This is a genomic window from Comamonas testosteroni TK102 (assembly GCF_000739375.1).
Taxonomy (GTDB): domain Bacteria; phylum Pseudomonadota; class Gammaproteobacteria; order Burkholderiales; family Burkholderiaceae_C; genus Comamonas; species Comamonas brasiliensis.
The window spans coordinates 2,248,637-2,271,916 of the sequence record NZ_CP006704.1 but is presented as its reverse complement, the minus strand read 5'-3'; the positions used below and the strand labels follow the sequence as shown (position 1 = coordinate 2,271,916).

25 protein-coding genes and 1 tRNA gene are annotated in these 23,280 nt (G+C 59.1%); 12 read left to right on the top strand and 14 right to left on the bottom strand.

Going from position 1 to position 23,280, the window contains the following annotated elements:
- Positions 1-71 precede the first annotated feature (71 nt).
- Positions 72-878, top strand: a complete 807-nt coding sequence (locus tag O987_RS10355) for an IS5 family transposase (protein ID WP_043372045.1) — start codon at positions 72-74, stop codon at positions 876-878.
- Between the two features lie 146 nt (positions 879-1,024).
- Positions 1,025-1,249, top strand: coding sequence for a hypothetical protein (locus O987_RS29425; protein WP_043372043.1), 225 nt, complete (start codon positions 1,025-1,027; stop codon positions 1,247-1,249).
- Positions 1,250-1,259: 10 nt separating this feature from the next.
- Here O987_RS29425 and O987_RS10345 read toward each other — a convergent pair whose 3' ends face one another.
- Positions 1,260-1,883: a TetR/AcrR family transcriptional regulator gene (locus tag O987_RS10345; RefSeq protein ID WP_051962163.1), complete on the bottom strand. Its 624-nt coding sequence runs from the start codon at positions 1,881-1,883 to the stop codon at positions 1,260-1,262.
- Between the two features lie 132 nt (positions 1,884-2,015).
- Between O987_RS10345 and O987_RS10340 the strand changes: the two genes are divergently transcribed.
- From O987_RS10340 to O987_RS10325, 4 genes are all read left to right on the top strand, one after another.
- Entirely contained in the window at positions 2,016-3,098 is a 1,083-nt protein-coding gene (locus tag O987_RS10340; protein WP_003056548.1) for an alkene reductase, read from the top strand.
- Positions 3,099-3,205: 107 nt separating this feature from the next.
- The gene (locus tag O987_RS10335; RefSeq protein WP_003056551.1) at positions 3,206-3,994 is read left to right on the top strand and encodes an SDR family NAD(P)-dependent oxidoreductase; all 789 of its coding nucleotides are present in this window, start codon (positions 3,206-3,208) and stop codon (positions 3,992-3,994) included.
- Positions 3,995-4,021: 27 nt separating this feature from the next.
- On the top strand, positions 4,022-4,984 hold the full coding sequence (locus O987_RS10330; RefSeq protein WP_043372041.1) for an alpha/beta fold hydrolase: 963 nt from the start codon (positions 4,022-4,024) through the stop codon (positions 4,982-4,984).
- 106 nt (positions 4,985-5,090) lie between these two features.
- Positions 5,091-6,092, top strand: a complete 1,002-nt coding sequence (locus tag O987_RS10325) for an NADP-dependent oxidoreductase (RefSeq protein WP_043372039.1) — start codon at positions 5,091-5,093, stop codon at positions 6,090-6,092.
- 850 nt (positions 6,093-6,942) lie between these two features.
- Here O987_RS10325 and O987_RS10310 read toward each other — a convergent pair.
- The 3 genes from O987_RS10310 to O987_RS10300 form a co-directional block, all read right to left on the bottom strand.
- On the bottom strand, positions 6,943-7,968 hold the full coding sequence (locus O987_RS10310) for an NAD-dependent epimerase/dehydratase family protein (protein ID WP_051962162.1): 1,026 nt from the start codon (positions 7,966-7,968) through the stop codon (positions 6,943-6,945).
- Positions 7,969-8,055: 87 nt separating this feature from the next.
- The gene (locus O987_RS10305) at positions 8,056-8,643 is read right to left on the bottom strand and encodes a TetR/AcrR family transcriptional regulator (RefSeq protein ID WP_003056562.1); all 588 of its coding nucleotides are present in this window, start codon (positions 8,641-8,643) and stop codon (positions 8,056-8,058) included.
- An 88-nt stretch (positions 8,644-8,731) separates the two neighbouring features.
- The gene (locus O987_RS10300; RefSeq protein WP_043372032.1) at positions 8,732-9,715 is read right to left on the bottom strand and encodes an aldo/keto reductase; all 984 of its coding nucleotides are present in this window, start codon (positions 9,713-9,715) and stop codon (positions 8,732-8,734) included.
- 69 nt (positions 9,716-9,784) lie between these two features.
- On the opposite strand from O987_RS10300, the gene O987_RS10295 reads away from it, so the two are divergent.
- On the top strand, positions 9,785-10,171 hold the full coding sequence (locus tag O987_RS10295; protein WP_003056570.1) for a MerR family transcriptional regulator: 387 nt from the start codon (positions 9,785-9,787) through the stop codon (positions 10,169-10,171).
- A 521-nt stretch (positions 10,172-10,692) separates the two neighbouring features.
- Here the strand turns inward: O987_RS10295 and O987_RS10290 are convergent.
- The 3 genes from O987_RS10290 to O987_RS10280 form a co-directional block, all read right to left on the bottom strand.
- Positions 10,693-11,997 carry a PBSX family phage terminase large subunit gene (locus O987_RS10290; protein ID WP_051962161.1) on the bottom strand — a complete coding sequence of 435 codons (1,305 nt, stop codon included), beginning with the start codon at positions 11,995-11,997 and terminating at the stop codon, positions 10,693-10,695.
- Positions 11,994-12,722 (bottom strand): hypothetical protein, encoded by a 729-nt coding sequence (locus O987_RS10285; protein WP_043372029.1) that lies wholly within the window; start codon positions 12,720-12,722, stop codon positions 11,994-11,996. The genes O987_RS10290 and O987_RS10285 overlap by 4 nt, the downstream gene beginning before the upstream one ends.
- Positions 12,723-12,831: 109 nt before the next feature.
- Positions 12,832-13,716 (bottom strand): LysR family transcriptional regulator, encoded by an 885-nt coding sequence (locus O987_RS10280; RefSeq protein WP_019043489.1) that lies wholly within the window; start codon positions 13,714-13,716, stop codon positions 12,832-12,834.
- Positions 13,717-13,914: 198 nt separating this feature from the next.
- Between O987_RS10280 and O987_RS10275 the strand changes: the two genes are divergently transcribed.
- Genes O987_RS10275 through O987_RS27960 form a run of 3 tightly spaced genes read left to right on the top strand, consistent with a single transcriptional unit; the run spans position 13,915 to position 15,950 of the window.
- Complete coding sequence (locus O987_RS10275) at positions 13,915-14,427, top strand: universal stress protein (RefSeq protein WP_003056582.1); 513 nt, start codon at positions 13,915-13,917, stop codon at positions 14,425-14,427.
- A 36-nt stretch (positions 14,428-14,463) separates the two neighbouring features.
- Entirely contained in the window at positions 14,464-15,438 is a 975-nt protein-coding gene (locus O987_RS10270; RefSeq protein WP_003056584.1) for a TerC family protein, read from the top strand.
- Entirely contained in the window at positions 15,435-15,950 is a 516-nt protein-coding gene (locus tag O987_RS27960; protein WP_080731495.1) for a universal stress protein, read from the top strand. Before O987_RS10270 ends, O987_RS27960 begins: the two co-directional genes overlap by 4 nt.
- 60 nt (positions 15,951-16,010) lie before the next feature.
- Here the strand turns inward: O987_RS27960 and O987_RS29045 are convergent, their stop codons facing one another.
- Together O987_RS29045 and O987_RS10265 are read right to left on the bottom strand one after the other, a co-directional pair.
- Positions 16,011-16,250, bottom strand: a complete 240-nt coding sequence (locus tag O987_RS29045) for a hypothetical protein (RefSeq protein WP_158407669.1) — start codon at positions 16,248-16,250, stop codon at positions 16,011-16,013.
- 450 nt (positions 16,251-16,700) lie between these two features.
- On the bottom strand, positions 16,701-17,081 hold the full coding sequence (locus tag O987_RS10265; RefSeq protein ID WP_043372027.1) for a hypothetical protein: 381 nt from the start codon (positions 17,079-17,081) through the stop codon (positions 16,701-16,703).
- Between the two features lie 267 nt (positions 17,082-17,348).
- Between O987_RS10265 and O987_RS10260 the strand changes: the two genes are divergently transcribed.
- The gene (locus O987_RS10260) at positions 17,349-17,528 is read left to right on the top strand and encodes a hypothetical protein (protein ID WP_003056594.1); all 180 of its coding nucleotides are present in this window, start codon (positions 17,349-17,351) and stop codon (positions 17,526-17,528) included.
- A gap of 1,330 nt (positions 17,529-18,858) precedes the next feature.
- Here the strand turns inward: O987_RS10260 and O987_RS10250 are convergent.
- The 3 genes from O987_RS10250 to O987_RS10240 all read right to left on the bottom strand — a co-directional run bounded on the left by O987_RS10250 (position 18,859) and on the right by O987_RS10240 (position 20,268).
- Positions 18,859-19,518 carry an IS3 family transposase gene (locus tag O987_RS10250; protein ID WP_043372025.1) on the bottom strand — a complete coding sequence of 220 codons (660 nt, stop codon included), beginning with the start codon at positions 19,516-19,518 and terminating at the stop codon, positions 18,859-18,861.
- A 387-nt stretch (positions 19,519-19,905) separates the two neighbouring features.
- Positions 19,906-19,981, bottom strand: a tRNA-Val gene (locus tag O987_RS10245).
- Between the two features lie 14 nt (positions 19,982-19,995).
- Positions 19,996-20,268, bottom strand: coding sequence for an HU family DNA-binding protein (locus O987_RS10240; protein WP_003056615.1), 273 nt, complete (start codon positions 20,266-20,268; stop codon positions 19,996-19,998).
- Positions 20,269-20,298: 30 nt separating this feature from the next.
- On the opposite strand from O987_RS10240, the gene O987_RS28735 reads away from it, so the two are divergent.
- Positions 20,299-20,640, top strand: coding sequence for a hypothetical protein (locus tag O987_RS28735; RefSeq protein ID WP_141567867.1), 342 nt, complete (start codon positions 20,299-20,301; stop codon positions 20,638-20,640).
- 35 nt (positions 20,641-20,675) lie between these two features.
- Here the strand turns inward: O987_RS28735 and pgsA are convergent, their stop codons facing one another.
- Both pgsA and uvrC read right to left on the bottom strand, forming a co-directional pair.
- The gene (pgsA, locus tag O987_RS10235) at positions 20,676-21,239 is read right to left on the bottom strand and encodes a CDP-diacylglycerol--glycerol-3-phosphate 3-phosphatidyltransferase (protein ID WP_019043474.1); all 564 of its coding nucleotides are present in this window, start codon (positions 21,237-21,239) and stop codon (positions 20,676-20,678) included.
- Positions 21,240-21,299: 60 nt separating this feature from the next.
- Entirely contained in the window at positions 21,300-23,252 is a 1,953-nt protein-coding gene (gene uvrC, locus O987_RS10230; protein ID WP_043372023.1) for an excinuclease ABC subunit UvrC, read from the bottom strand.
- Between the last annotated feature and the right edge of the window lie 28 nt (positions 23,253-23,280).

The following is a 23,280-nucleotide window of genomic DNA, read 5'->3' as shown; positions in this document are numbered from 1 at the left end:
ACGCAAAAACGCAAAAAAGGCTTAGAGCATGTCATGAACTTGCGTTCAAGGCAGGCGGTAGCTGAGGTAGAGTGCTGCAGTGCCCCGCAAATCCTACCCAACAGAGGTCAGGCTTTGCTGCCTCTTATCTGACGCTCATGGACCCGCAAGCGCCGCAGCGCGAGCATGACCTGCGCGAGGTCTTCAATGCGCTGCGTTGGCTGATACGTGCAGGAGCGCCTTGGCGGCTGCTGCCCAATGACCTGCCGCCATGGGAGGCGGTCTACCAGCAAAGCCGGCGCTGGCTGGATGCGGGCTGTTTCGAGGCGATGGTGTCAGACTTGCGCTCCATCATCCGTGTGCCCCAAGGGCGCCAAGGGCAGCCCAGTGCCGTGGTGATGGATGGGCGCACATTGCAGTCCAGTTGCGAGAGTGGCCCGAGGGCGGGCTACGACGGCTACAAGCGCCGCCGCGGCAGCAAGGTGCAGATGGCCGTGGATACCCTGGGCCATCTGCTTGCCGTGCATGCCACGCCAGCCGACGAGCAGGAACGGGCGCAGGTACGCACCCTGTGCGAGCAAATGCAGCAGGCCACGGGCCACACGGTAGAGGTGGCCTGGGCAGACCAGGGCTATACGGGCAAGCAAGCCCGCGAAGCAGCCCAGGACAACGGGATGGATCTACAGATCGTGAAGCTGCCCCAGGCCAAGAAAGGCTTTGTGCTGTTGCCCAGACGCTGGGTGGTGGAGCGCAGCTTTGGCTGGCTGGCGAGGTTCCGCCGGCTCTCGCGGGACTATGAGCGGCTGCCCAAGGTGCTGAGCGGGCTGCACTTTCTGGTCTTTGCCGTGCTCATGCTACCGGCCGCTGCTCAGGTGCTGGTTTCAGCTGGAAGTTCATAACACGCTCTAGGCTTGCGCATCGCTTTGGCGCACTGCGCTGTGCCCGTGCAGGCATCGCCGTCGCCTTTGCCGGTGGTGCGACCCTGCTGGCAGCCCCGGAGCAGGTGTACTGCTTCTCGGCGGCGTTGACAGTGTTTCTGATTGGAATGGGCCTGATCAATCCTTTGGGAACTGCCGTGACCCTGCAGCCGTTTGGCCAAAATGCTGGGGCAGCCTCTGCTTTGCTGGGCTTCCTCCAAATGGGCTGCGCTGCTATCTCCATCGCGATCACCTCCGCACTGCCGCTTTCACCCTACTTGGCATTCAGCGCTGTCATCGCCACCAGCTTGCTGATGGCGATGGTGACGTTTGCAGTCGCGGTAAAGCGCTGAACGTTAAAGCTCAGGCCACATCAGTTGATCGGCATGAATCGCAGCGGGAGGGCGGTACGCCTTCTTGCTCCGCCAACGCACCAAGGATCTTGTCCCGACACACAGTCAAGATTTCGTCGGCAAGTGGCGAATCATCGGGACAGGCCCTTGACATGACCAGGGCCCCGACGATATGCGCAAAGGTGTCGATGGACCTGGCCCGTGCCCCATCATTTTCTGCTCGCTCCGAGATCGGACATTCCTTCTCAAGGGCGTGCAGCAAGCTTTCGATGCCTGCAGCAAATGTCGTCTTGACCTCTTGCGTCTGACGCGCTGCATCGGAGCCCAGAGCAGCCATAGTGCAGCCTGCCGCCCGATTGTCACGATGCTCGCGAGACAGATAGCTGCGCACAAAAGTCGGCAGGTCAATGCCTTTCGTCAACTCTACGGTCTGCTCTATTCCGCAAGCAGCAGATTCCGCCATCAAGTCCGTCTTGGAGCGGAATTGCTTGTAGAAGCCGCCTTGCGTAAACCCCGCTGCCGCCATCAAGTCGACCACACCCACGCCATCGTATCCACGCTCGCGAAACAGCGCTGATGCCGTTTTCACGACATGTGCTCGGTTTGCCTGTGCCTGTGCTTTGGTGAGCTTCATTTTTCTACCGTGGAGTGTCTGTGTGCCTGCGGAGCCTCTACTATATATTGATTACGATCGTAATTAAAGCATTGACTTTTTAGATTACGACCATCATCATTGAGTCTTCTAGAACATTGCTGTGGATGCAAAATGACTGAGAAGACGCTTTTTCAACCCTATGTCTTGGGTGATCTGGTACTTGCCAATCGCGTTGTGATGGGACCGCTAACCCGCAACCGCGCCGGTTCTGGCTTGGTGCCTAATGAACTTGCGGCCACCTACTACGCACAGCGCGCCTCGGCTGGCTTGATCATTTCGGAAGCGACTCAGGTCTCCGCACAGGCGCAGGGCTACCAAGACACCCCCGGTCTATACACAGCCGAGCAGGTCGCTGGATGGCGCAAGGTCACCGAAGCGGTACACGCCAAGGGCGGAAAGATCTTTGTGCAACTGTGGCATGTGGGTCGCGTGTCCCATGTGTCCGTGCAGCCGGATGGCGCAGCGCCTGTAGCCCCCTCTGCCATCCGAGCACAAACCAAGACCTTCGTGAACAATGGCTTTGCGGAAGTATCTGAGCCCCGCGCTCTTGGCCTAGATGAGATCCCAGGCATCGTGGAGAGCTTCCGCCAAGCTGCCGCCAATGCCATGAGTGCCGGCTTCGATGGCGTGGAGGTGCATGGTGCCAACGGCTACCTGCTGGAGCAATTCATCAAGGATGGAGCCAACCAACGCGCGGACGCATACGGCGGCTCAGTGGAAAACCGTGCACGACTGTTGCTAGAGGTGACCGCTGCCGTTGCCCAGGAAATTGGACCTGAGCGCACCGGTGTACGCATTTCCCCGGTCTCGCCCGCCAATGGCATCTCTATCAGCGAGCCGCAGCCTCAGTACAACTACATCGCGGAGCAACTCAGTGCCCTTGGCATTGTCTATCTGCATGTCGTCGAAGGCGCGACAGGGGGGCCTCGCGATGTCGCTCATTTTGACTATGACGCGCTGCGTGCTCGCTTCAAGCAAACCTACATCGCCAACAACGGCTACACCCGCAAGTTAGCAGAAGCTCGCCTGCAGGAAGGAAAGCTCGATTTGGTCGCCTTTGGTCACGCCTTCATTGCCAACCCAGACTTGGTCGAGCGCTTGAAGGCTGATGCGTCTCTGGCTCAAATGGATATGGCCACGCTCTACGGCGGTGGCGCCGCAGGCTACACCGACTATCCCCCGCTCGCTGCCTGATCACCAGTGCCTCCAACAGGAGACCGCTCTGTTCCTCGATGGACAACAGACCACCGGACCGCGCGTCTACCCCTTGATCTTTCCAAACCACTTCTGGATATAAAACTATGACTAATCTGCCTACAGCCTTGATCACCGGTGCATCTTCCGGGATCGGGGCCACCTACGCTGAACGCTTTGCCCGCCGTGGCCACAACCTCGTCATGGTTGCCCGCGATAAAGCTCGCATGGACCTCCTAGCCTCCCGCTTGCGCGAAGAGACCAAGGTCACCATAGACGTGATTCAAGCCGACCTTACACAGCAGGAAGACCTGGCTGAGATCGAGTCTCGTCTGCGCGAAGACACGTCGATCGGGATTCTGATCAACAACGCTGGCATGGGCCAGTCCGGAGCCTTCATCCAACAGAACGCGCAGAGCATTGACCGTCTGGTAATGCTCAACACCACGGCGCCCACGCGCCTCGCTGCAGCAGTCGCTGCGCGCTTTGCTCAGGAAGGCAAGGGCTCCATCGTCAACATCGGCTCGGTTGTTGGCTTTGCTCCCGAGCTAGGCATGACTATTTATGGTGCGACCAAGGCATTTGTACTGTTTCTCTCACAAGGTCTGAATTTGGAACTAGGGTCCAAGGGAATCTATGTGCAAGCCGTACTGCCTGCTGCAACCCGCACGGAAATTTGGAGCCGCGCTGGCATGGATATCAACTCTCTGCCAGAGGTGATGGATGTCAACGAACTGGTTGATGCTGCACTCGTAGGCTTTGATCGCAAGGAGCTGGTGACGATTCCGCCCCTACATGTCGCAGAGCGTTGGGACGAGCTGGAGCAGGCGCGACAAGGACTGATGTCCGAAATCCGTCAAGCGCATGCCGCTGAGCGCTACCTGCCGCAGGCCTGAGCGTTTTGACCATCTAACGGAGACGATATGTTCTACGAGTCCAAAGTGCGAGCGTACTGGCTCGCAGCGCTTGCAACGCTGTTTCTGCCATACGCATCGGCCGCAGATTTGGCCACATCAAGCAATATGGAGATCAAGAGCAACGGCACTCCTGCAACGCAGTGGAAGAATGTTCCGACCCAAGTGGTTTCCGCAAACGACGTGGACTACGCCTACCGCGAGCTGGGCCGGGAGAACGGCGGAACGCCTGTAATACTCCTCGTGCATCTAGCTGCGGTCCTGGACAACTGGGACCCCCGTGTCGTAGACGGCCTTGCCGCAAAGCATCACGTCATCGCGTTCGACAATCGGGGGGTAGGCGCATCCACGGGGTCAGCTGCCAACTCGATTGAGCAGATGGCCGATGACGCTACTACCTTTATCAAGGCCAAGGGGTTTCAACAGATCGATCTTTTGGGCTTCTCCATGGGCGGGATGATCGCCCAGGAGATCGTCCTCAAGCAGCCACAGCTGGTGCGCAAGCTGATTCTGGCGGGCACAGGTCCTGCAGGTGGCCCAGGCATCAGTTCGGTGGCAGGCGTTGCGAACTATGACCTCTTGCGTGCGATCTTCAGCGGCCAAGACCCCAAGCAGTTCCTGTTCTTCACACGCACGCCGAACGGCATTGCGGCTGGCAAGGCCTTCCTTCAACGATTGCAGGAGCGCTCAGAGAATCGCGACAGGGCTATCAGCTTTGGCGCGTATATGGCGCAGCTGCAGGCGCTCAAGGCTTGGGGCGAAAAACCAGCAGTCGACCTGTCGGTGATCAAGCAGCCAGTGCTTGTGGCAAACGGTGATCACGACCGGATGGTACCCACCAGCAACACCTACGACTTGGCCAAACGCCTGCGCAACAGTGAGCTGGTCATTTATCCCGATGCGGGTCACGGTGGTGTATTCCAGTATCACGAGGACTTTGTGTCCAAGGCTCTTGCCTTCCTCGCACAGTAATAGCTGAACAACGGCTCCGGAGCGACACAACAAAGCAGGGGCTGACTATGGGGCGACACAAGGCACTTGCGCATGGCCGCCTTCGTAACACACAAGCAGGAACATCATGAAAGCCCTCACATTTAAGCGCTACGGCAAGACCCCAGAGATCGGCATCACCGAGGTGCCTCGCCCAACGCTTCGACCCGATGAAATGCTGGTTGAGGTGCATGCAGCAGGCTTAAACCCTATCGACAAGATGATCACGACGGGAATGTTCAAGCCCGTGCTGAAGTTCCAGCTTCCCGCCGTCATGGGCAGCGACCTGGCCGGAGTGGTGGTCGCAGTGGGGAGCAGTGTTACCCGCTTCAAGCCGGGCGACGAGGTCTTTGCCAGCATCTTTGATCAAGGCACTGGATCACTCGCCGAGTTTGCAGTAGTTCCCCAACATCTGGCTGCACGCAAACCTGCCAATCTCGACTTCGTGCAGGCAGCGTCTGTGCCTATGGTTGGGTTGACTTCCTGGCAAGCTCTGAAAGAACGTGCCAACGTGCAAACAGGCCACAGAGTATTTATCCCTGCAGGCTCGGGCGGTATCGGCACGTTTGCAATCCAGTTGGCCAAGCACCTCGGTGCCTATGTAGCAACGACCACAAGTACCGCCAACGTTGCGCTGGTCAAGAGCCTGGGCGCGGAAGATGTGATTGACTACAAAAAGCAGGAGTTTGAAGAGGTACTGCGAGGATACAACGTGGTATTGGTAACGATCCGCGGGGATGCATTGGAGAAGTCGATTGGCATCCTCAAATCCGGCGGCAAGATAATTTCGCTGATTGGTCCGCTGGACGCTGCATTTGCACAAGCCCGCAAGTTGAACTTCGCTCTCAGACTGATCTTTGGCCTCATGAGCAGAAAGATCATCCGCATGGCAGCAAAGAAGGACATGGACTACTCGTTTCTATTCGTGCGACCTGACGGCGAGCAGTTGGACGCAATTGGCGCGCTTCTTGACGCCGGTCATATCCATCCGGTTGTAGACAAAGTGTTTCCGTTCGATCAAGCGAAGCAGGCCCTTGAGTACTTGTCCCAAGGACGCGCCAAAGGCAAAGTCGTAGTGCGGATGCAATAGAAACGCATAAAAAACAATGCACTCCATGATGCAAGTCCTAAGGGACATACAGGTAGAGGGAAGATTTTTCGCTAAAGGTAGCCAGCTGCAAGTAATCGAAGCAGGCGATAGCTGCTTGGTACTGCCAGACTCCGACGCCCACACTACGCTCTGTGCGGTGCCACGTAAGAACCTCGGCCGTTTGGCACTGTTCCGTTTAATGTTGGTGAACCATCGAGTGGGCCTCATGAGTGAACAGAAACGATGGGGGCTCGACGCGAACGACGTTTGCTCGAGCATTGCAGAATCCGCACCAGACTGCGAGATACTCGAAATCGAAGAAATTTCTTCATGATCGATTCTTCCTAGCCTTTGAATTTACCCTCGGGGGCAGCCAACTGGTACCTCAGCGAGAGGTTTGGTTTGGCGTGGCAATTTGCACAGTTGGAATTCAGGCAAAGCGCCTCGCTAAGTTGGTGTCTGCATCGGCCGACATCAAACAGCCAGAAGTCGATGACGGCTCTCAGCGTGGACCTGCCGTTCGCGGCCACGCGCCGGACGACAGCTTCTGGCCGACTGACGACGGCCCGCACCCATTGGCTGCCTATCCTCAACCGGACTCTCAAGGCGCAGCCCCGAATGTCAGCTTTACGGTGCTGCGCCCACAGGTAGCTAGGCCCGGTTTCGGCCATTTGCTGCCGTTCGCGAGTGGCAGGTATATGAAGACGCATGCGCTTGCACTGCAAATACCCTCGACAGTTCGACTGTGCAAGCCAATGACTGAGCCGCGATGGTAGACGCTAGTGCCTCAGTCGCTGCTGCAGCGGGCGCTGGAGCCACAGGCAGGGTCGAAATGGCCGAGTTCGCCGACTCACCTTTGGTCGTAATTCATGAGCTCAGCAAGTCCCTGGGCTCGACTCAATGGAGGCTCGTAGCCCAACTCATGACGAGCCTTGTCGATGTTCAGCGTGACTTCGACAGCCGACGGTGCCAGAGATTGCCGGGTCACTGGCGGACGCCAACGGTTCCCGGTCAGTGAAGCCAAACACTCACCGACACGTGCCACGGCATGCACCACCCAACCGGGAATGGCCTTGTCCGGAGCGCTACGCCCCTGGGTCTTCAGCAGCGCGCTGATGAAGCTGCGGAACTCCACCGGTTCAGCGTCGGAAATGAAGTAACAGGCCCCAGCTTGGCCCTTGAGCAATGCCCGTTCGATACCGTGGGCTAGGTTGGCGATGTGGGTGGTCGAAGTCTGGTAGTGACCGCCATCGATCCAGGCAAACTGCCCGGAATCGACCGCCCGGAGCAGCTGAGGCAATGCCGTGGTGTCATCACGTCCCCAGATGAAGCGGGGTCGCACGATGGTGACATCGATACCCTGGGCGAGCGCGCCCAAGGCCACCTGCTCCGCCTCCGCCTTGGTAGCCGAATAGCCCCCAACAGGACGATTCGGGTAGGGCCGACGCTCATCTGCGTTGACCAGGGGCCGACCATCCAGCAGTACGGACTCCGTGCTGAGATGCACGGCCCGCCGCACGCCCGCCTGAGCGGCAGCGGCGAAGACTGCGCGAGTGCCATCGACGTTGGTGCGACGCTGGGCAGCGTGGGCCGGGCCATGGTCGGTGTTCGCCGCCGCGTGAATGAGCGCCTGGCATCCTTGCATGCCTTCTGCCAGATTTGAAGCGAACAGGTCTCCTTCGAAGGGTGTCGCACCCAGGGCCTGCACGGTACGACGCGCCCCCGGGCTGCGCACGAGAGCGACCACCTCGACCTGCAGACCGACGAAGTGCCGGATCAGGTTTCTACCGACATAGCCACTGCCGCCCGTCAGGAACAGGCGGGTTGGCAACGGCGTGGACAGGGTCGCGGGTAATCCAGAAACAGGTGTAGTCATGGCTTGGTATGGTTCGTACAGGCGTGAAAAGTCAGCAGGCCCGTGCGTCGGCCCGCAGGAATGACGGTCAGCGAGTGCAGAAGAAGGTCAGCGACGACGGCGAGATGCCGTCGCTGGATCGAGCAGAGCGGGCGGATCGACCAAGGCTTCGATCTCGCGCAGCAGCCGATCGCGCTGCGCCGTCGGGAAGGTGTGAAAGTCCAGGCTCTCAAGCAGTTTGAGCCCCTCCAGGGCCAAGTAGGCGATCAGCGCGCTTCGCGGTTGCGCCGCGTCGCGCTGAACCGCCTCGATGACAGCGGCTTGATTGGCCTGCATGCACTCGCGCAGGCCCGCGTCCTGGGCGAGCGCGGCGCACAGGCTCAGCGCCACCGCCCGTTGTGCGGGGGGCAGAGGATCGGCAGCCGCAGCGATGCGCCCGCGAACCACTCGGGCATCGGTATCGCCAAGGCGCTCGGCCGCCGCGGCGTTGAAGTCGTTGTCGCGCGCCAGTGCGCGTCGAACCAGTGCCTCGATCAGTGCCTGCTTGGTCTTGTGGTCGTACACCACGCTGGCCTTGCTGACGCCAGCCTCGGCGGCCACGGACTCGAGCGTCAGCTTCGACGGACCGTCCCGGGCAACGACCGCTTCTGCGGCGTCCAGCAGTTTGTCCGGGTCAATTACGCGCGTTCGTCCCATGCCTGTCCTTTTATTTCCGACCGGATGGATATTAACTCTTTAATCCGATGGCCGTCAAGGCGGACGAGGCGCGCATTGCCTTACAGACTCAGAGCGAAATACCCTGGACGGCTACCGCCAGCGGTTCGATCGCTGCCATCTCCTGGTCGTCGAGCGCCATGGTGGCCGCCTCCACGTTTTCCAGTAGGCGTGTCCTGCGACGCGTTCCGGGGATAGGCACGGCGGTCACGTCCAACTGCCTGGCGCGCGTTTGGAGCCAGGCGAGTGCAAGTTGGGCTGTGGAGATGCCCCGCGCCTGCGCCAATTCGTCCAGCGTCGCCACCAGTTGTGCATTCGCCGCCTGGTTTTCCGGTTGGAACCTCGGGAAGTTTCGGCGGAAATCGTCGGCACCCAGCCGCTGACCGAAAGCGGCCCCCGTCAGCAGGCCCCGACTCAAGGGCGCGTAGGGCACGATCGTGACACCCAGTGACGATGCCAGGGGCACGATCTCCTGCTCGATCTGCCGACTGAACACCGACCACTCGGACTGCAGCGCAGCGATGGGGTGGATCGCATGCGCAGCGCGCAGCTCATCGGCGCTGGCCTCGCACAGGCCAAGCGCACGCACCTTGCCGGCCTTCACCAGCTCTTCCATGGCGCCGATCGAGTCCTCCAACGGCACATCCGGCGTGCGGCGGTGCATGTAGTAGAGGTCGATCGTCTCGATTCCGAGGCGCAGAAGTGATTGGTCGACAGCCTGCCGGATGTACTCGGGGCGATTGCTCAGACTCCAGTCATCGGGTTGCTCCACGGAGCGTGTGTAGCCGAACTTGGTGGCGATCACCACGCGCCGCCGATTCGCCTTCACGAAAGGCGCGAGGAACGATTCATTGGCGCCCAGACCGTACATGTCCGCGGTATCGAACAGCGTGACCCCCAAGGCCAGGGCCTGCTCCAGGGTCGCGCTTGCTTCTGACGTGTCCGTGGCACCGTAGAACTCGCTCATGCCCATGCATCCGAGGCCCTGGATGCCCACCAGGGGACCGTCCACACCCAGAGGAACACGCGGCAGTGGTGAGAGAGGAGATGGCATGTCGTTGATTCCAGATTGAAGAAGACGCTGTTATAAGGACGTAGTGCACTACGAGGTCAAGGAGGCCGCATGCTGTTGTCGGAATTCGCGAAAGAGACGGGGCTGTCGCCCGAAACGGTCCGCTTCTACGTGGGCAAGGGCCTGCTGAAGCCCCGGCGCGGCGTGCTCGGCGGCAGCAATCCCTACCAGGTGTTCTCGGCCGACGATGTGACGGCGGTCCGGATGATCCAGCTCCAGAAGTCGCTGGGCTATTCGCTGAGCGAGATCGCCGCGCTCAACCGCGAATATCGGCAGGGGGCGAAGTCAGCGGTGCGTACAGCTCAGGTGCTGCGAGACCAGATCGGCAAGTTGCAGTCGCAGCGCACGGAACTCGATGCAGCCCTGACCTTCCTGACCGAGAAGCTGGCATGGGTCGAGGCCGGCAAGCCCGGCGCCGCACCACAGTTTGCGTGTTGAATCCTGGACATCCGCGGCCTCACTGAGGGCGCTATCTGATCCCTAGGGATTGACCCGATTTCGTGCCGCGTCGACCAGCCATGGAGGAACAAGAGCGCCCGCCACTGCCGAGCAGGAAGGTGAGCTCGGTCAGGACTCTCACAGGCCGACCCCGGCGCCAGCGATAGCGCTCCCATTCGTCCTCATCGAATGAAGGACCGCTTCCGGGCGGCCAGTCCATGCGCTTGAATGTCGCTCATTGGTCGCTCAGCGACAGTCGCGGATCAGTTGCAACCAGGCTTCCAAATGACTACTTCCAAAAAAATTCATTCATGTTCATGCACGTTGGTAGTCATGGGATGGGATCAAACCACTTCATGGTTTCCCGGCATGGGAGGCTACGTGGAAAAACTGTTCATGCGATCACTACAACTGAGCACTCCCATGTCCCACGCAGAAGCGAAGAACGTGGTGAAGAAAATTGCCGCCCGGGAAATCTTTGAAGTGTTCCTTGCCGATGACTGTTATGCGTATGGGATGTGTCACGCCCTTGAGAGCATCGGCGGACAAGTTTCGCTCCGGCGAAGCGCGTGATGTTCTGCCCAGAGTCTTCTTTGGGTCGTTTCAAGCCCATCATCAATGATCGAGCGAACCGCTATAGCTCCAGCCATGGGCTCATGGGTGACGGCATGAATGCGCCGCTGGTAGCGCTTCAGGCACTCCAGCAGTCGCGCGGTCTTGGTCGCATCGAAGTAGCAGCGCGGCATCAGCATGCGGACTTGCTTGATGCCCTCTTCCACATCCGTGGCGCGCGGCTGCACCATGACCGAGCGCCGGCCCAGCTCTCGCAGCAGCTGCTCCGTGCTCTTGCCGGTCTGGAAATTCCTGGTCTTGCCGTCATGCGGCAGATAGTCCGTTCCCCAGCGATAAGGCAGCTTCTCCAGCTTGGCCACGTACCAATCCAGCGTGCGGTGGCTGTCCTCGATGTGGCCGATGATTCGCACATCCTGGGGGCCGCGCTGCACCAGGGCGATGCTCATGGCATCGTTCCACCCCAGATCCCAGACCGTGTGCACAGGCAGCGTCGGGTCATAGGGAACGTCGCGCGCCCGGTTGTCCAGATAGACCGACTCCATCTCATGGCGGTAGATCGCGCCAGCGGCCACACGCCGCGCCTTGCCTTCCCAGATATGGGCGTAGTCGTCGGCCAGCATGGTGCGCTTGGCCTTGCGCCGCTCCTCATCCAGCACGCGCGGAAACCAGGGGTTGTCGCGCCAGTTGATCTCGACCACCCAGGTATCGGCGCTGGGCGCGGCGATGAAGCGCTGGTAGGTTTCATCCGTCTCCATGTCCGGATTCAGGGTCAGCCATATCTCGCTGCCTTCCTTCCGAATCGTCGGGATCAGAGTGTCCCAGGACTTCTTGCTTACGCCATGGGCTTCTTCCACCCACACGATGTCGCAGCCCTCGAAGGACTTGATGGAGTCCACGGTGTGGCTCTGCAGGCCCGAAAACAGAAACAGCGAGCCATGGATGCCGCGCACCTCGGTTTCCAGCACCTCGAAGAAGGCGTGCAGGTTCAGCCGCGCGATCACATCCTTGAGCAACTGGTGCACCGACTGCTTGATGGACTTCTGAATCTCCCGGGTGCAGAGCACACGCAGGGGCCGGCTGGCAGCCATCACCAGCAGTACGGCCGCCACGGTCCACGACTTACCGCCGCCGCGCCCGCCGTGCATGACCTTGTAGCGCCTGGAATCCCAGATGCCGGCCAGCTTCTCAGGGATGGCCAGCACCGGCACCTCGGGCATGCCCTGCGCGGTAGAGGGGACAGGAGCGAGCTTCATTCCTGCTCGTCCTCATCGGGCTCGTGCACCGGCGCCTTGACGTGCACGATCTGGATGGCGGGCGGCACATAGCCGGCGGTACCAGGTGCGGCCTCGTCCTTTTCCTTGTCATCCATGCCAAAGGCCGTGCGCTCCATGTCCACCAGCATGCGCAGGCTCTCGGACAGCGTCTTCATGGTCTTGGAGCGTTCGGGCAGGCTGATGACCTTGTGATACAGGTCGTTGAGCCGATCAATCCCGTTCTCGTCGGGGTTGCGCATGTTCTCGCCCAACTGCTCCAGCAGGGCTACGGTGTCGGCGTCAGCCTGCTGCTCCAGCTCGTCCAGCAGCGCATTGGTGATGCGCCGGGCTCGGTGAATGTCACGGCGGTGGGCCAGGCGCACATCGGCAATGGCCTGTGCATTGGCATCAACTACGGCGCGCTCTGCAGCTCTGGTTTCCTTGGATACCTCGCTGGATACTGCCGCTTTGGATACCAGCGCATCCGCCTTGCGCTGGATCTTTTCGGACAGGTCTCGCTCCCATCCATCCCGTTTTGCTCTCTTGTTGATAGCACCATGCGTAATGCCGTTCTCATCAGCAATCTGGCGCAGTGTCTTTACGCCGGCACGGTAATCAAGCTCGATGCGTTCCCAATCGGCGGGCGCAGCCTTGCCAGCCTCCTTTGCGCCAGGAGCCGACTGGGTACTCTTTTGGGGTTTGGATACTGCCTCATTGCATGCCATGCACCGGATAATGGGCCGCCAGGTATGGAGCGTCGAACCCTAGCCGGGTCACTAGCGCGGCAAAGTGCAGGCCTTGCTACCCAGTCTTCAACGAGAAACCGTCGATCCGCTATTCTTGTGATGGGAACAACTGCTGCACCAGCGGATGCAACACTTTGCGACTTGCTGCAATCGCAAAAAAATGTTCTTCAACACCCTCGCAGGCACCGAGACGTTTCACTGCATATCGGCTGGTCAACTCCTCGTGAACAAGGCTGGCCATGGGAAATACACCCATACCGGCAGCGCCAAATGTCTTGAGCAAGGCACTGTCTTCAAATTCTCCGACGAGGTGTGGTCTGATGGAGTTGCGCTCAAACCACTGATCGAGCCTTGGACGCACGGCAGCATGCGTGGTTGGCAGTAGCACGGGCACCTTGGATAGAGAATGAGGAAAATTGTGCTTAGCCGCTACATACAGCGATGATGGCGCATACCAGGCCAACGGAGATGAACCCAGGGAGTGACTATAGACTTTCAAGTTCGGGTTGAGCGGCGCGGCTCGGTCTGCAAGAACAACATCTAATCGATGCAACGCAAGGTCACCCAACAAGTCCTCAAACTCGTCGACCATACACAGTAGCCGGAGGTTCCTCTCCTGCATCACTGACTGCATCAAGCTCTGAACCGCCAGCTTGGGCAATTCGTCGGAGATTCCGACAATCAGACGCACCGTAGGCGCGCCTACTGCATCGCGCACTACCGCAGGAAGCTGCTCTCCGAGTTGAAATATTTGCTCTGCCTGCCGCATGGCGGCAAGTCCCGCATCCGTCAGCACCACTCCTCGACCTGAGGGTTTGAGCAGAACATACCCCAGAGACCGCTCCAACTCACGAACTTGCGTGCTCACAGTTTGCACGGCCATGCCCAAACGTTCTGCAGCGCGAGCCATGCCACCTTCTTTGGCGACAACCCAAAAATAGTAAAGGTGCCGGTAACTGAAGCCTGGGTTCATTGTTCGGCTTTTCAGAGCTATTGCTTCTGAATTATCTGCTTTTATTAATTGGCTGCATCGCTATTGTTGATGTCATGCAATGCAGGGAGACGTGCCATGCAGAAAGCCTTCGCAGCTGAAGGTGTATGCGGCCTCTAAATTACGGGTCAACCAACGTCGAGTGATAGCGCTGCGCAGCGCAACTTCAAGGAGCAGACCATGCTGAAAGTACTTGTCCCATCAGACGGTTCATCCAATTCTCTGTATGCCATACGTCACGTTATCGATGAATTCAATAAAGGCCAAGGGCTTGAAATTCATCTTTTGAACGTACAGCCGCCGTTCTCGAAACTCATCACCGACTACTCAAGCAAGAGCGCTCGAATGGAGTTCCACCAAGAACAGGCTGACGCTGCGCTCATTGAAACGCGCCGGATGCTGGATGCCGCGGGAATCCCGTACACCGTTCACTCAGAAGTTGGCAACAAAGTGGACTGTATTGTGGACGCTGCACGTAGGCTCCACTGCGACCTAATTGTGATGAGCACGGCGCGCAAGAGCTCACTGGTACGGCTGATTGAGAACTCTGTAACCAATCAGGTGCTAGAGAAAGCAAGTGTCCCCGTAGAGGTTATTCCTGGGGAGGCTGCGTCGAAGCTCGAGCGCATTGGCATTCCCGCCGGAGTCGGCGCCGGCGCAGGCATCGTTGCTTTGTGGATGGCCTCGAACTGACGGGCTGCATCGGGGAACCGTACCCGGAGCCTTCCCATGAACAACATCGAAACGCTTGCCACAGGACCCATGTGGATAGGCTTCGTCGCCTTTGTAATGCTAATGCTGGCCTTGGACCTGTTTGTGCTTGGCGGCAACAAGGCTCACCGCGTTTCGGTCAGGGAGGCTGCTGGCTGGACAGTGGCATGGATGACTCTGGCCACGTCATTTGGTGCTTTGCTGTGGTGGTATCTGGACACCACAGCCGGTCGCGAAGTTGCCAACCACAAGGCCCTGGAGTTTTTCACCGGCTATCTCATCGAGCAAGCGCTTTCAGTGGACAACATGTTTGTGTTCGTGATGATCTTCACGTACTTCGCGGTTCCACCGGAACTACAGCGTCGTGTACTGCTATATGGAGTCCTTGGTGCCATAGTGATGCGCGCGGCAATGATTCTTGGGGGGATCTGGCTGGTTTCCGAGTTTGCCTGGGTGCTCTATGTATTTGGGCTGCTCTTGGTTGTGACAGGCTGCAAGATGCTAATCATGGCTGACCAAAAGCCCGACTTAGAAAAAAATCCACTGCTACGCTGGTTACGCGGCCACATGCGTATCGCACCTGGGTTTCATGGGCAATCCTTTTTTGTGCGGATCGATGGATTGCTCTATGCAACACCGATGTTTCTTGTGCTGTTGATGATCGAGGCCAGTGATCTGGTCTTCGCTGTCGATAGCATCCCGGCCATCTTCGCAGTAACCACTGACCCCTTCATCGTCTTTACATCCAACATTTTTGCGATATTGGGCTTGAGGGCGCTGTACTTTTTGCTGGCCGATATGGCGGAACGTTTCTATCTGCTTAAGTACGGCCTTGCTCTGGTGTTGATCTACATTGGAGCAAAGATGGTTGCGATGCCCTGGTTTCATATGCCGGTGCATTGGTCGCTGCTCATTGTTGGCTCCATTGTTCTGATTTCCGTGTTGCTTAGCGTGAAGCTCTCGTCACGCAAGCCATCCAGGAGAGCTTTATGAGCGATGGAAAATTGACAAATCTGGCTCCTTCGCCTTCTCTTCAGCGGCGCGATAGCTTTGGCAGGCTCAGATTAATTGCTTGGAACTCAGAGTTAAGTGCAAAGAAAGCTAGCGGCGCGCGCTGGCTGGCTGCAGTTGATGGTTCGGAATGCTCATTGCGAGCAGTTGGCGCGATTGCACGCTTGATAGGAATAGGCCAAGGGGATGCAGTCGACCTGGTTAATGTCCAGCCTTGGATGAGCAAAGAAGCTGCAGAGACAGAGCTAGGACGAAATGCTTGGGCTGCAACAGCCCAAGCACGCAGCTTGATCAGCGTAGCTGAAATCCCCTGCAGCACCTATGCCGTGATGGGCGAGGATGCGGCCTCTATCGTGAACCTGGCCGGGGAGCTTGGCAGCCTCGCTATTTGCATCGGCTCACACGGACTGACTGCTGCCGAGTCTGTTCTATTGGGTTCCGTCACCTGCAAAGTTCTTCATTTGACAAAAGCTCCAGTGCTTATCGTGCGCTGAATTCCCATTCCTCGGAGGTCGTCCGAGAAACACACTGATTCGTCTCGCTACTGGATCAATTCAAGACTCCGCTGCGCCAGATTCTCCACTCTCGATGCCTTCAGCGCTTTGTAACGACGATCCATCTCCCTGAGTTGCTGCGGCATCTCCACCATCCGTGCCTCCATCTCCTTGCACACGCGCCAACGCTGAAGCCTCCAGCGCCTTACCCGCCAGCATGGGCGCCAACTGGCGTGCCTCGGCTGGCACCAGCGTCATCACCTCATCGCCCTTTTCAATCTTGAAGACCCCGTTGGGCATGGCCCTGCTGCTCGCCGCCCTGCAGGGCAGGCTGTGCCAGGTCTGCAATCTCGTAGCTGCGGTTCATGGCTCGATCCCGTCAAAATGGCTTTGCCAGCGCCAGCGAACCTGTGGCTTGCGGCCGGGGACAGGGATGGGGGCGGTGTGCTCGCACCGGTCTGCTGCTGGGTGGCCCACTTCTGGGCATCGCGCAGCAGCAGGCTCGCGGGATGCAGCTGATCGCAGATGAACTTCTCTTCGACACGGCGCACGTAATGCACCGCAATGCGGGGAGCGCGCTCTGCGCCTATCCAAGGTTGGATAGCCCCACCAAACAAAGCACCCGGCTGTCCATGCAAGGCGCGCAGGTCACGCATCACATGAAAGTGATCCTTGCCGGTCAGCTCTGCAATGTCGCGGCTGCTCATCGTGATGGATGGCACCCCATGCGAAGATTGATTCGCCAAAACTTCACTTCGCATAGGAGCCTCCATGACCAGTGCCGCGCTGGAAAAGACGCTTCTTCGCTGCACGAAATGCGGCAGCAACAATCTCATCCATTTCCCGAAACCGAACATCAACGACGAGCTCGTTTGCGGCGCGTGTGGCGAGCGGGCGATCACAAAGGAAGTCGCCATTAGCAATGCCCTGAGTGATGGCGATCTGCGAGGCGCGGCGCAGCTTGCGAGCACGACGTTTGGGGACATAGGGCGCAAGGGCCTCCAAGCAGGCCTGCTGCTGCAGCCAGAGGCCGCGGCGCTGCGTCATATACAGCCCTGTCAGCGCAGCCACTGCCACCTCATCGTGACCGCTGGGTGCCGGCTGAGCCAACGTGGTCATGTTGGTTTTCATCGGCTAAGTGCACGGGGTGAAAGGATCGTTCATACAAGGCTAGTAGCGCTCTGCCCCCGGACGGGATCAGGCAACGCGAACGAGATGTGGCACCAGCAGAAGAAGGTGCCGACGCTGAGAGTCCAGCCCCTGGGTCGGTACGGGGTGAGGCAGACGGGACGCCAAGAACAGAAAGGCCCACCGAGCAATCGGCGCCAGCTCCTGAGCAACATCAGGGCGCAAAACAAAGCATTGCTTGCAGGGCTTCGGTTTGGGTAAAGTGAATCCATGACACGCATTAACACCACCGAAATTTGGGAGCGACACGGCTACAGAGTCGAACGCATTGAGCAGGTCATGGGCGCGCCACAGCGCAATATCTATGGCCCTGACGGCACTCTGCTGATTGAGGATGCCGAGTACACCCAAGAGACTGAAGCACTGCGCGACCTTGGCTTCATCGACTGATCGCGACCACAGCTGCGCCGACATGGCTGGCGTCTATTTTTCAAGGGCACCGTTTAAGGTCATTTAAAAGAGTACCGTGGGACAAGGCAGTCAATCTTGACCAGCCACCTTAGACCGGAGGTCTATTTGTCAGGTAACCCTATCCCCATTTCAACACCATCTTTTTGGGACACCTTGAAGCTGATGTTCTTTTTCACGGACGGGGTCGCAGCTCCGGAGCAACAAGGACACCCCCTTGTTCCCCAAAAGCAGAACAGGGATGAGCAGCAGCGGCAGCGAAAGCAGTAACAGCTAAACAGCAAGCAACGACCCGAGAAATACGGTTTCTTTCACCAGCCACCCATGAGGTGGTTTTTTTGCGCCCGGAGAGTTGAAATGTGAGCGTTTAGCCAGCATGTGACATGCATGTGCCCTCTCCCGCAGGGCTATAGCGGGGCCATCAAGAAAAAGCGCGGCGCTGAAAAACTGCAACCGGGCGTGGCGTCGGGCAATCCAAGATGCCGCCACCGACAGACCCCAAGCCGGGTGATCCGCTCTTTTTCTTGATGGTGCCGGGGGTCGGCTCCCCGGTTCTTACAAGCCAGGCCTGCAAGGCCCGGCTGGAATACTGCAAGAGGGTAATCGCACCGGCCACAGGTGCCCATCATGACCACCCCGGGAAAGTAGCGGGGGCCATCCGGCGTGACTCCTCGAGCAGGTGCGGCAACTCAGGAATGGGCCTGAGCTTCCGTCGATCAAGAGCACGGCGCGGCCTGTGCGTCGTGGCGAGAGTGGTCACGCCAGATGGCGCAGAGCTCGTTTGTGAACCCACGTACATATTGATTCCGTGACTCTCTTTGGGCAAAATTTGCGTCACGTACCTGTTTTGCCGGGCCTGGGGTCACAGACTCCTTTCACTTCCTCAACTTGCCCAGGCATGACCAAATAGGTCACCGGCTTTTTATTCGCGCCCGCAGCAACTGCTTGCGGGCTTTTTCTTTTGCCACAGGCAGTTCAATGTACAGAACAGGACGCTCATCGCGCAAATCAGGTGCCTAGAGTCGCACTGCCAAAGCCTCATGAGCAAACGGGGATCTACCCCGTTTCGTGTAAGACGAGCTCCTATTGATCGCCCTAAAAGCATTGTGCAGAATTCGATGCCATCTACCTGTTATGCCGGGCCTGGGATCCCTCCTCCCTCCCTTACTGACCTCTCCCCAGGCAGGACCCGAAAGGGTCACCGGCTCTTTATTCAAGCCCACAGCAAACGCTCGCGGGCTTTTTCTTTGCCAGCAAAAGCACTTGCTCGAAGCGCAGCGTGGTTGTATTGACCCAGCAGAACCTGCACAGGTCAGGCCGCTAATGCGAATGCCTCAGCGGGTGTTCTCATGTTCAACGCCTGATGCGGGCGTCGGTGCTTGTAGAAGTGGATCCAGTCCCCGATCAGGCGACTGGCATGCTGCAGCGATTCGAAGCGATGCCGATGCACGCATTGCTCCTTGAGCGTACGGATCACCCTCTCGACCAAGCCGTTCTGCTCGGGGCTGTGTGGCGTGATGAACTCCTGGCGCAGCCCATAGCTTCTGACCAGCGAGGTGAAGCTGCGGCTGGTGAAGACCAGGCCATTGTCTGAACGCAGCAGGAACGGCTCAGATACTCGGCCCAGCGTGCCGAAGCGCGCGATCAGGGCCTGCTCCAGTGCTGACTCCGCCGTCTTCGATTTCCCACTGCGCGACAGGTACCAGCCCAGCAGTTCGCGGCTGTGGCAGTCGATCACCAAGGCCATCGTCGTCCAGCCATCACGCCCGGCCCAGACCCGGCACATATCCGTGGCCCAGCGCTCGTTGGGCGCCTTGGCCACCGAGGGCAGCGACTGGATCCGCGGCCTGAAGCCCACCGGGCGCTTGCGCACCTGCCAGCCCTTGAGCTGGAAGATGCGCTGCACCGTGTTCTTGTTGAACCCCAGCAGGTGCGCCACGGTTCGGTACCCGAAGGACGGGTTCTCCTCGATTCTTGCGCTTTGCGGTCCAGCGTTTGATCTCTTCTTCCATCAATGTGCTCATGGTGTCTTTCTCTCGACGGTAACACCTGAGCAGGTTTTCACTGGGTCAATACAGCCGCATATTCATCGCCTTCGGCCTCTGTGGAAAACCTGAGATACAGCGGCTTATCCAGAACGCCCTTCTTCTTGAAGACGTACTGTCACGATCCATTTGCGAACTGCTTCTTGCCTGCCTTCTAGCCCTCCAAAAAGGAGCGCCATACTAATACCCTGCAGAGTTGGCAAGCAACGATTTTCAGTTGGTAGAGGCGGCTGGTGGCGGCTATTCGAGCTGGTGGAGAGGGCAAAGAAAAAGGGCTTAGATCGCTCTAAGCCCTTGATTTCTTTAGTTTTCTTTGGTGGGTCCTGACGGTCTCGAACCGCCGACCTACTCCGTGTAAAGGAGCCGCTCTACCAACTGAGCTAAGGACCCACTGAAACTGGGTGTCAGTTCAGAGCATCTTTCAATGCTTTGCCCGGACGGAATTTAGGCACCTTGGCCGCTTTGATCTTGATGGAATCGCCGGTACGGGGATTACGACCGGTGCGAGCTGCACGCTTGCCAACAGCAAATGTGCCAAAACCAACAAGCGATACTGTACCACCTTTTTTCAGTGTTTTCTTCACTGCGTCGATCGTGGAGTCCAGTGCACGCGCAGCTGCGGCCTTGGAAATATCGGCGTTGTTAGCGATGTGCTCAATCAGTTCGGTTTTATTCACAAGATGCCTCTCGAGAAATAAGTGAATGGAATGTCTCTGCAAACGCAAACCTTGCGCAGCAAGAAACCAGTCGCGATAAAGACGGAAGCCAGCCTATCAGTTTTTGCGTATGGGCAAGCCCATTTTTTCCTGAAGCCGCTGACATTTTTGACGCCAACTCGCGCTGCGCATTCCAGCGACAGGACCAGATTCTATGCGGTTTTTGAGCGGGTTCGGCCATCCAAAGCGGCTTTTTTCAAGCTTCTTCCGTGTCGGCTTCACCAATTGACAACAATTGACAAAATCTGCAGTCCGATCAAGTCGCGCGATGCGCCGTGGCAAATCTTTTTTGCCGCTCCGAAAACAACCTGCCAGACAGCAAAAAGCGCTTGATGAACAAGCGCTTTCAGAGAGGTTCGTTGTGGACTTCAGAGCCTGGCACGAATTTCGGGCAATGCCTTTTGCAGGTAGTAGACCATGGACCAGACGGTCAGCACTGCGGCAATCCAGATCAGCCACTGTCCCCAGACACCGGTATCGATCACTCCGAACGCCACTCCGTCATAGAGCAAAAAGGGGATGGCCACCATCTGGGCCATGGTCTTGGCCTTGCCGATCATGTGCACGGCCACGCTCTTGCTGGCGCCGATCTGAGCCATCCATTCACGCAGTGCCGAGATGGCAATCTCGCGCCCGATGATGATCAACGCCACAAACACGTCGGCGCGTTGCAGATGAACCAGCACCAGCAGCGAGGCACAGACCAGGAATTTGTCGGCCACAGGATCTAGAAAAGCCCCGAATGCCGACGTCTGGTTGAGCTTGCGGGCCAGATAGCCGTCAAACCAGTCGGTGGCGGCAAACACGACGAACATCACCGTGGCGATGAGGTTGCGGGTCGCCTGATCCAGCGGCGCGTAAAACACCCCCACGATGAGCGGAATCGCCACGATCCGCGTAAGGGTCAGCACAGTAGGGATGGTGAAGAACATGGGTGTCATTGTGTCACGAGCGGGCTGCGCCAGCGCGGATTCGCGCTCGCGCAGCCCGCATCAATGCAGCGCCTTGTAGATTTCTTCGGCCAGCGTTGCGGAAATGCCTTCCACGGTCATCAGATCGTCCACGCTGGCATCGGCCACGCCGCGCACGCCGCCAAAGCGCTGCAGCAATCGCGCCCGCTTCTTGGGCCCCACTCCCGCAATATCTTCGAGGCTGCTGCTGCCCGTGCGCACCTTGGCGCGGGCCGCGCGCATGCCGGTGATGGCGAAGCGGTGCGCCTCGTCGCGGATCTGCGCCACCAGCATCAGGGCCGCCGAATCATGGCCCAGATAGACCTTGTCGCGCCCGTCGGCAAACACCAGCTCTTCCAGGCCGACCTTGCGGCCCTCGCCTTTTTCAACGCCCACGATGCGCGACAGGTCGAGACCCAGTTCCGTGAAGACCTCGCGCGCCATGCTGACCTGGCCCTTGCCGCCGTCAACCAGCACCAGATCGGGCAGATGCGGCTGCTTGCCGGTCAGCTCGGCGCCGCCTGCCTCGCGCTGCGCCTCGGCCACGGGCTTGTAGCGGCGCGTGAGCACCTGGCGCATGGCCGCATAGTCGTCGCCGCCGGTGATGCCTTCGATATTGAAACGGCGGTAATCGCTGCTCTGCATCTTGTGGTGATGGAACACCACGCAAGAGGCCTTGGTGCTTTCGCCGCTGGTGTGCGAGATATCGAAGCATTCGATGGTCAGCTCGTCGAGATTTTCGACCGGCAGATCCAGCGCCTCGGCCAGGGCACGCGTGCGCGCCTGTTGCGAGCCCTCTTCGGCCAGCAGCCGGGCCAGCTGGATGTCCGCATTCTTCTGCGCCATCTCCAGCCAGATGCGGCGCTGCTCGCGCGGCTGCTGGACCACGGTGATGCGCACGCCGGTCTGCTCGGTCAGCAGCTCCAACAGCCGCTTCTCCACGGGATGGCTGACGATGAGCGTGGGCGGCACGGCCACGCCGACATAGTGCTGGGCGATAAAGGCCTCCAGCACCAGCTCCTCCACGGGTCGCGCCTCGGCTGCGGCATCCACCTCTTCCTCGCTGGAGTAGACCGATGCGGCATCGCCCAGATTCGCCGGAAAGTAAGGTCTGTCGCCCAGGTGGCGGCCGCCGCGCACCATGGCCAGGTTGACGCAGGCGCGGCCGCCCTGCACGCGCACGGCCAGGATGTCCACATCCTTGTCGTCCGTGGTTTCGATCGCCTGCTGGTGCAGCACGCGCGACAGGGCCGTGAGCTGGTTGCGCACCTCGGCCGCCTGCTCGAACTCCAGCTTGTCGGAGTGCGCCATCATGCGCGCTTCGAGCTGCTGCAGCAGTTCGCTGGTTTCGCCGCGCAGCATGGCCTCGGCATTGCGCACATCCAGCGCATAGGCCTCGGGCGATATCAGATCCACGCAGGGGCCGGTGCAGCGCTTGATCTGATAGAGCAGACAGGGGCGGCTGCGGTTGGCAAACACCGTGTCCTCGCAGGTGCGCAGCCTAAAGACTTTCTGCAGCAGCTGAATGCTTTCCTTGACCGCCCAGGCACTGGGATAGGGGCCGAAATAGCGGTGCTTCTTGTCCACGGCGCCGCGGTAGTAGGCAATGCGCGGAAACTCCTGAAACGCAGGCTCGCCCTCCTTGCCGTCACGGTGGGCCACGCCGGTGATCTTGAGATAGGGGTAGCTTTTGTCGTCCCTGAACAGGATGTTGTACTTGGGGTACAGCGTCTTGATGAGGTTGTTTTCCAGCAGCAGCGCCTCGGCTTCCGAGCGCACCACCGTGGTCTCCAGCCGCACGATCTTGCTGACCATATGGCCTATGCGCGTGCCGCCATGCTCCTTCTGGAAGTAGCTGGAAACGCGACGCTTGAGGTTGATGGCCTTGCCCACGTAGAGCAGGACACCGGCAGCATCGAAATAGCGATAGACGCCGGGCAATGGCGGCAGCGCGGCCACCTGGGCCAGCAGTTCGGCGGAATGCGTGGAAGACATGGGCGCTATTGTCTGCGCATGTGGACGA

Excerpts from the sequence above, each read along its gene's own strand:
- O987_RS10305 (WP_003056562.1), bottom strand. The coding sequence starts at position 8,643 with ATGGGACGAACGCGCGTAATTGACCCGGACAAACTGCTGGACGCCGCA.
- O987_RS27960 (WP_080731495.1), top strand. The coding sequence starts at position 15,435 with ATGAGCGATGGAAAATTGACAAATCTGGCTCCTTCGCCTTCTCTTCAG.
- O987_RS10340 (WP_003056548.1), top strand. The coding sequence starts at position 2,016 with ATGACTGAGAAGACGCTTTTTCAACCCTATGTCTTGGGTGATCTGGTA.
- O987_RS10335 (WP_003056551.1), top strand. The coding sequence starts at position 3,206 with ATGACTAATCTGCCTACAGCCTTGATCACCGGTGCATCTTCCGGGATC.
- O987_RS10330 (WP_043372041.1), top strand. The coding sequence starts at position 4,022 with ATGTTCTACGAGTCCAAAGTGCGAGCGTACTGGCTCGCAGCGCTTGCA.
- uvrC (WP_043372023.1), bottom strand. The coding sequence starts at position 23,252 with ATGTCTTCCACGCATTCCGCCGAACTGCTGGCCCAGGTGGCCGCGCTG.
- O987_RS10260 (WP_003056594.1), top strand. The coding sequence starts at position 17,349 with ATGACACGCATTAACACCACCGAAATTTGGGAGCGACACGGCTACAGA.
- O987_RS29425 (WP_043372043.1), top strand. The coding sequence starts at position 1,025 with ATGGGCCTGATCAATCCTTTGGGAACTGCCGTGACCCTGCAGCCGTTT.
- O987_RS10280 (WP_019043489.1), bottom strand. The coding sequence starts at position 13,716 with ATGAACCCAGGCTTCAGTTACCGGCACCTTTACTATTTTTGGGTTGTC.
- O987_RS10295 (WP_003056570.1), top strand. The coding sequence starts at position 9,785 with ATGCTGTTGTCGGAATTCGCGAAAGAGACGGGGCTGTCGCCCGAAACG.
- O987_RS10290 (WP_051962161.1), bottom strand. The coding sequence starts at position 11,997 with ATGAAGCTCGCTCCTGTCCCCTCTACCGCGCAGGGCATGCCCGAGGTG.
- O987_RS10345 (WP_051962163.1), bottom strand. The coding sequence starts at position 1,883 with ATGAAGCTCACCAAAGCACAGGCACAGGCAAACCGAGCACATGTCGTG.
- O987_RS10275 (WP_003056582.1), top strand. The coding sequence starts at position 13,915 with ATGCTGAAAGTACTTGTCCCATCAGACGGTTCATCCAATTCTCTGTAT.
- O987_RS29045 (WP_158407669.1), bottom strand. The coding sequence starts at position 16,250 with ATGCCCAACGGGGTCTTCAAGATTGAAAAGGGCGATGAGGTGATGACG.
- O987_RS10285 (WP_043372029.1), bottom strand. The coding sequence starts at position 12,722 with ATGGCATGCAATGAGGCAGTATCCAAACCCCAAAAGAGTACCCAGTCG.
- O987_RS10325 (WP_043372039.1), top strand. The coding sequence starts at position 5,091 with ATGAAAGCCCTCACATTTAAGCGCTACGGCAAGACCCCAGAGATCGGC.
- O987_RS10270 (WP_003056584.1), top strand. The coding sequence starts at position 14,464 with ATGAACAACATCGAAACGCTTGCCACAGGACCCATGTGGATAGGCTTC.
- O987_RS10300 (WP_043372032.1), bottom strand. The coding sequence starts at position 9,715 with ATGCCATCTCCTCTCTCACCACTGCCGCGTGTTCCTCTGGGTGTGGAC.
- O987_RS10310 (WP_051962162.1), bottom strand. The coding sequence starts at position 7,968 with ATGACTACACCTGTTTCTGGATTACCCGCGACCCTGTCCACGCCGTTG.
- pgsA (WP_019043474.1), bottom strand. The coding sequence starts at position 21,239 with ATGTTCTTCACCATCCCTACTGTGCTGACCCTTACGCGGATCGTGGCG.
- O987_RS10265 (WP_043372027.1), bottom strand. The coding sequence starts at position 17,081 with ATGAAAACCAACATGACCACGTTGGCTCAGCCGGCACCCAGCGGTCAC.
- O987_RS28735 (WP_141567867.1), top strand. The coding sequence starts at position 20,299 with ATGTCTCTGCAAACGCAAACCTTGCGCAGCAAGAAACCAGTCGCGATA.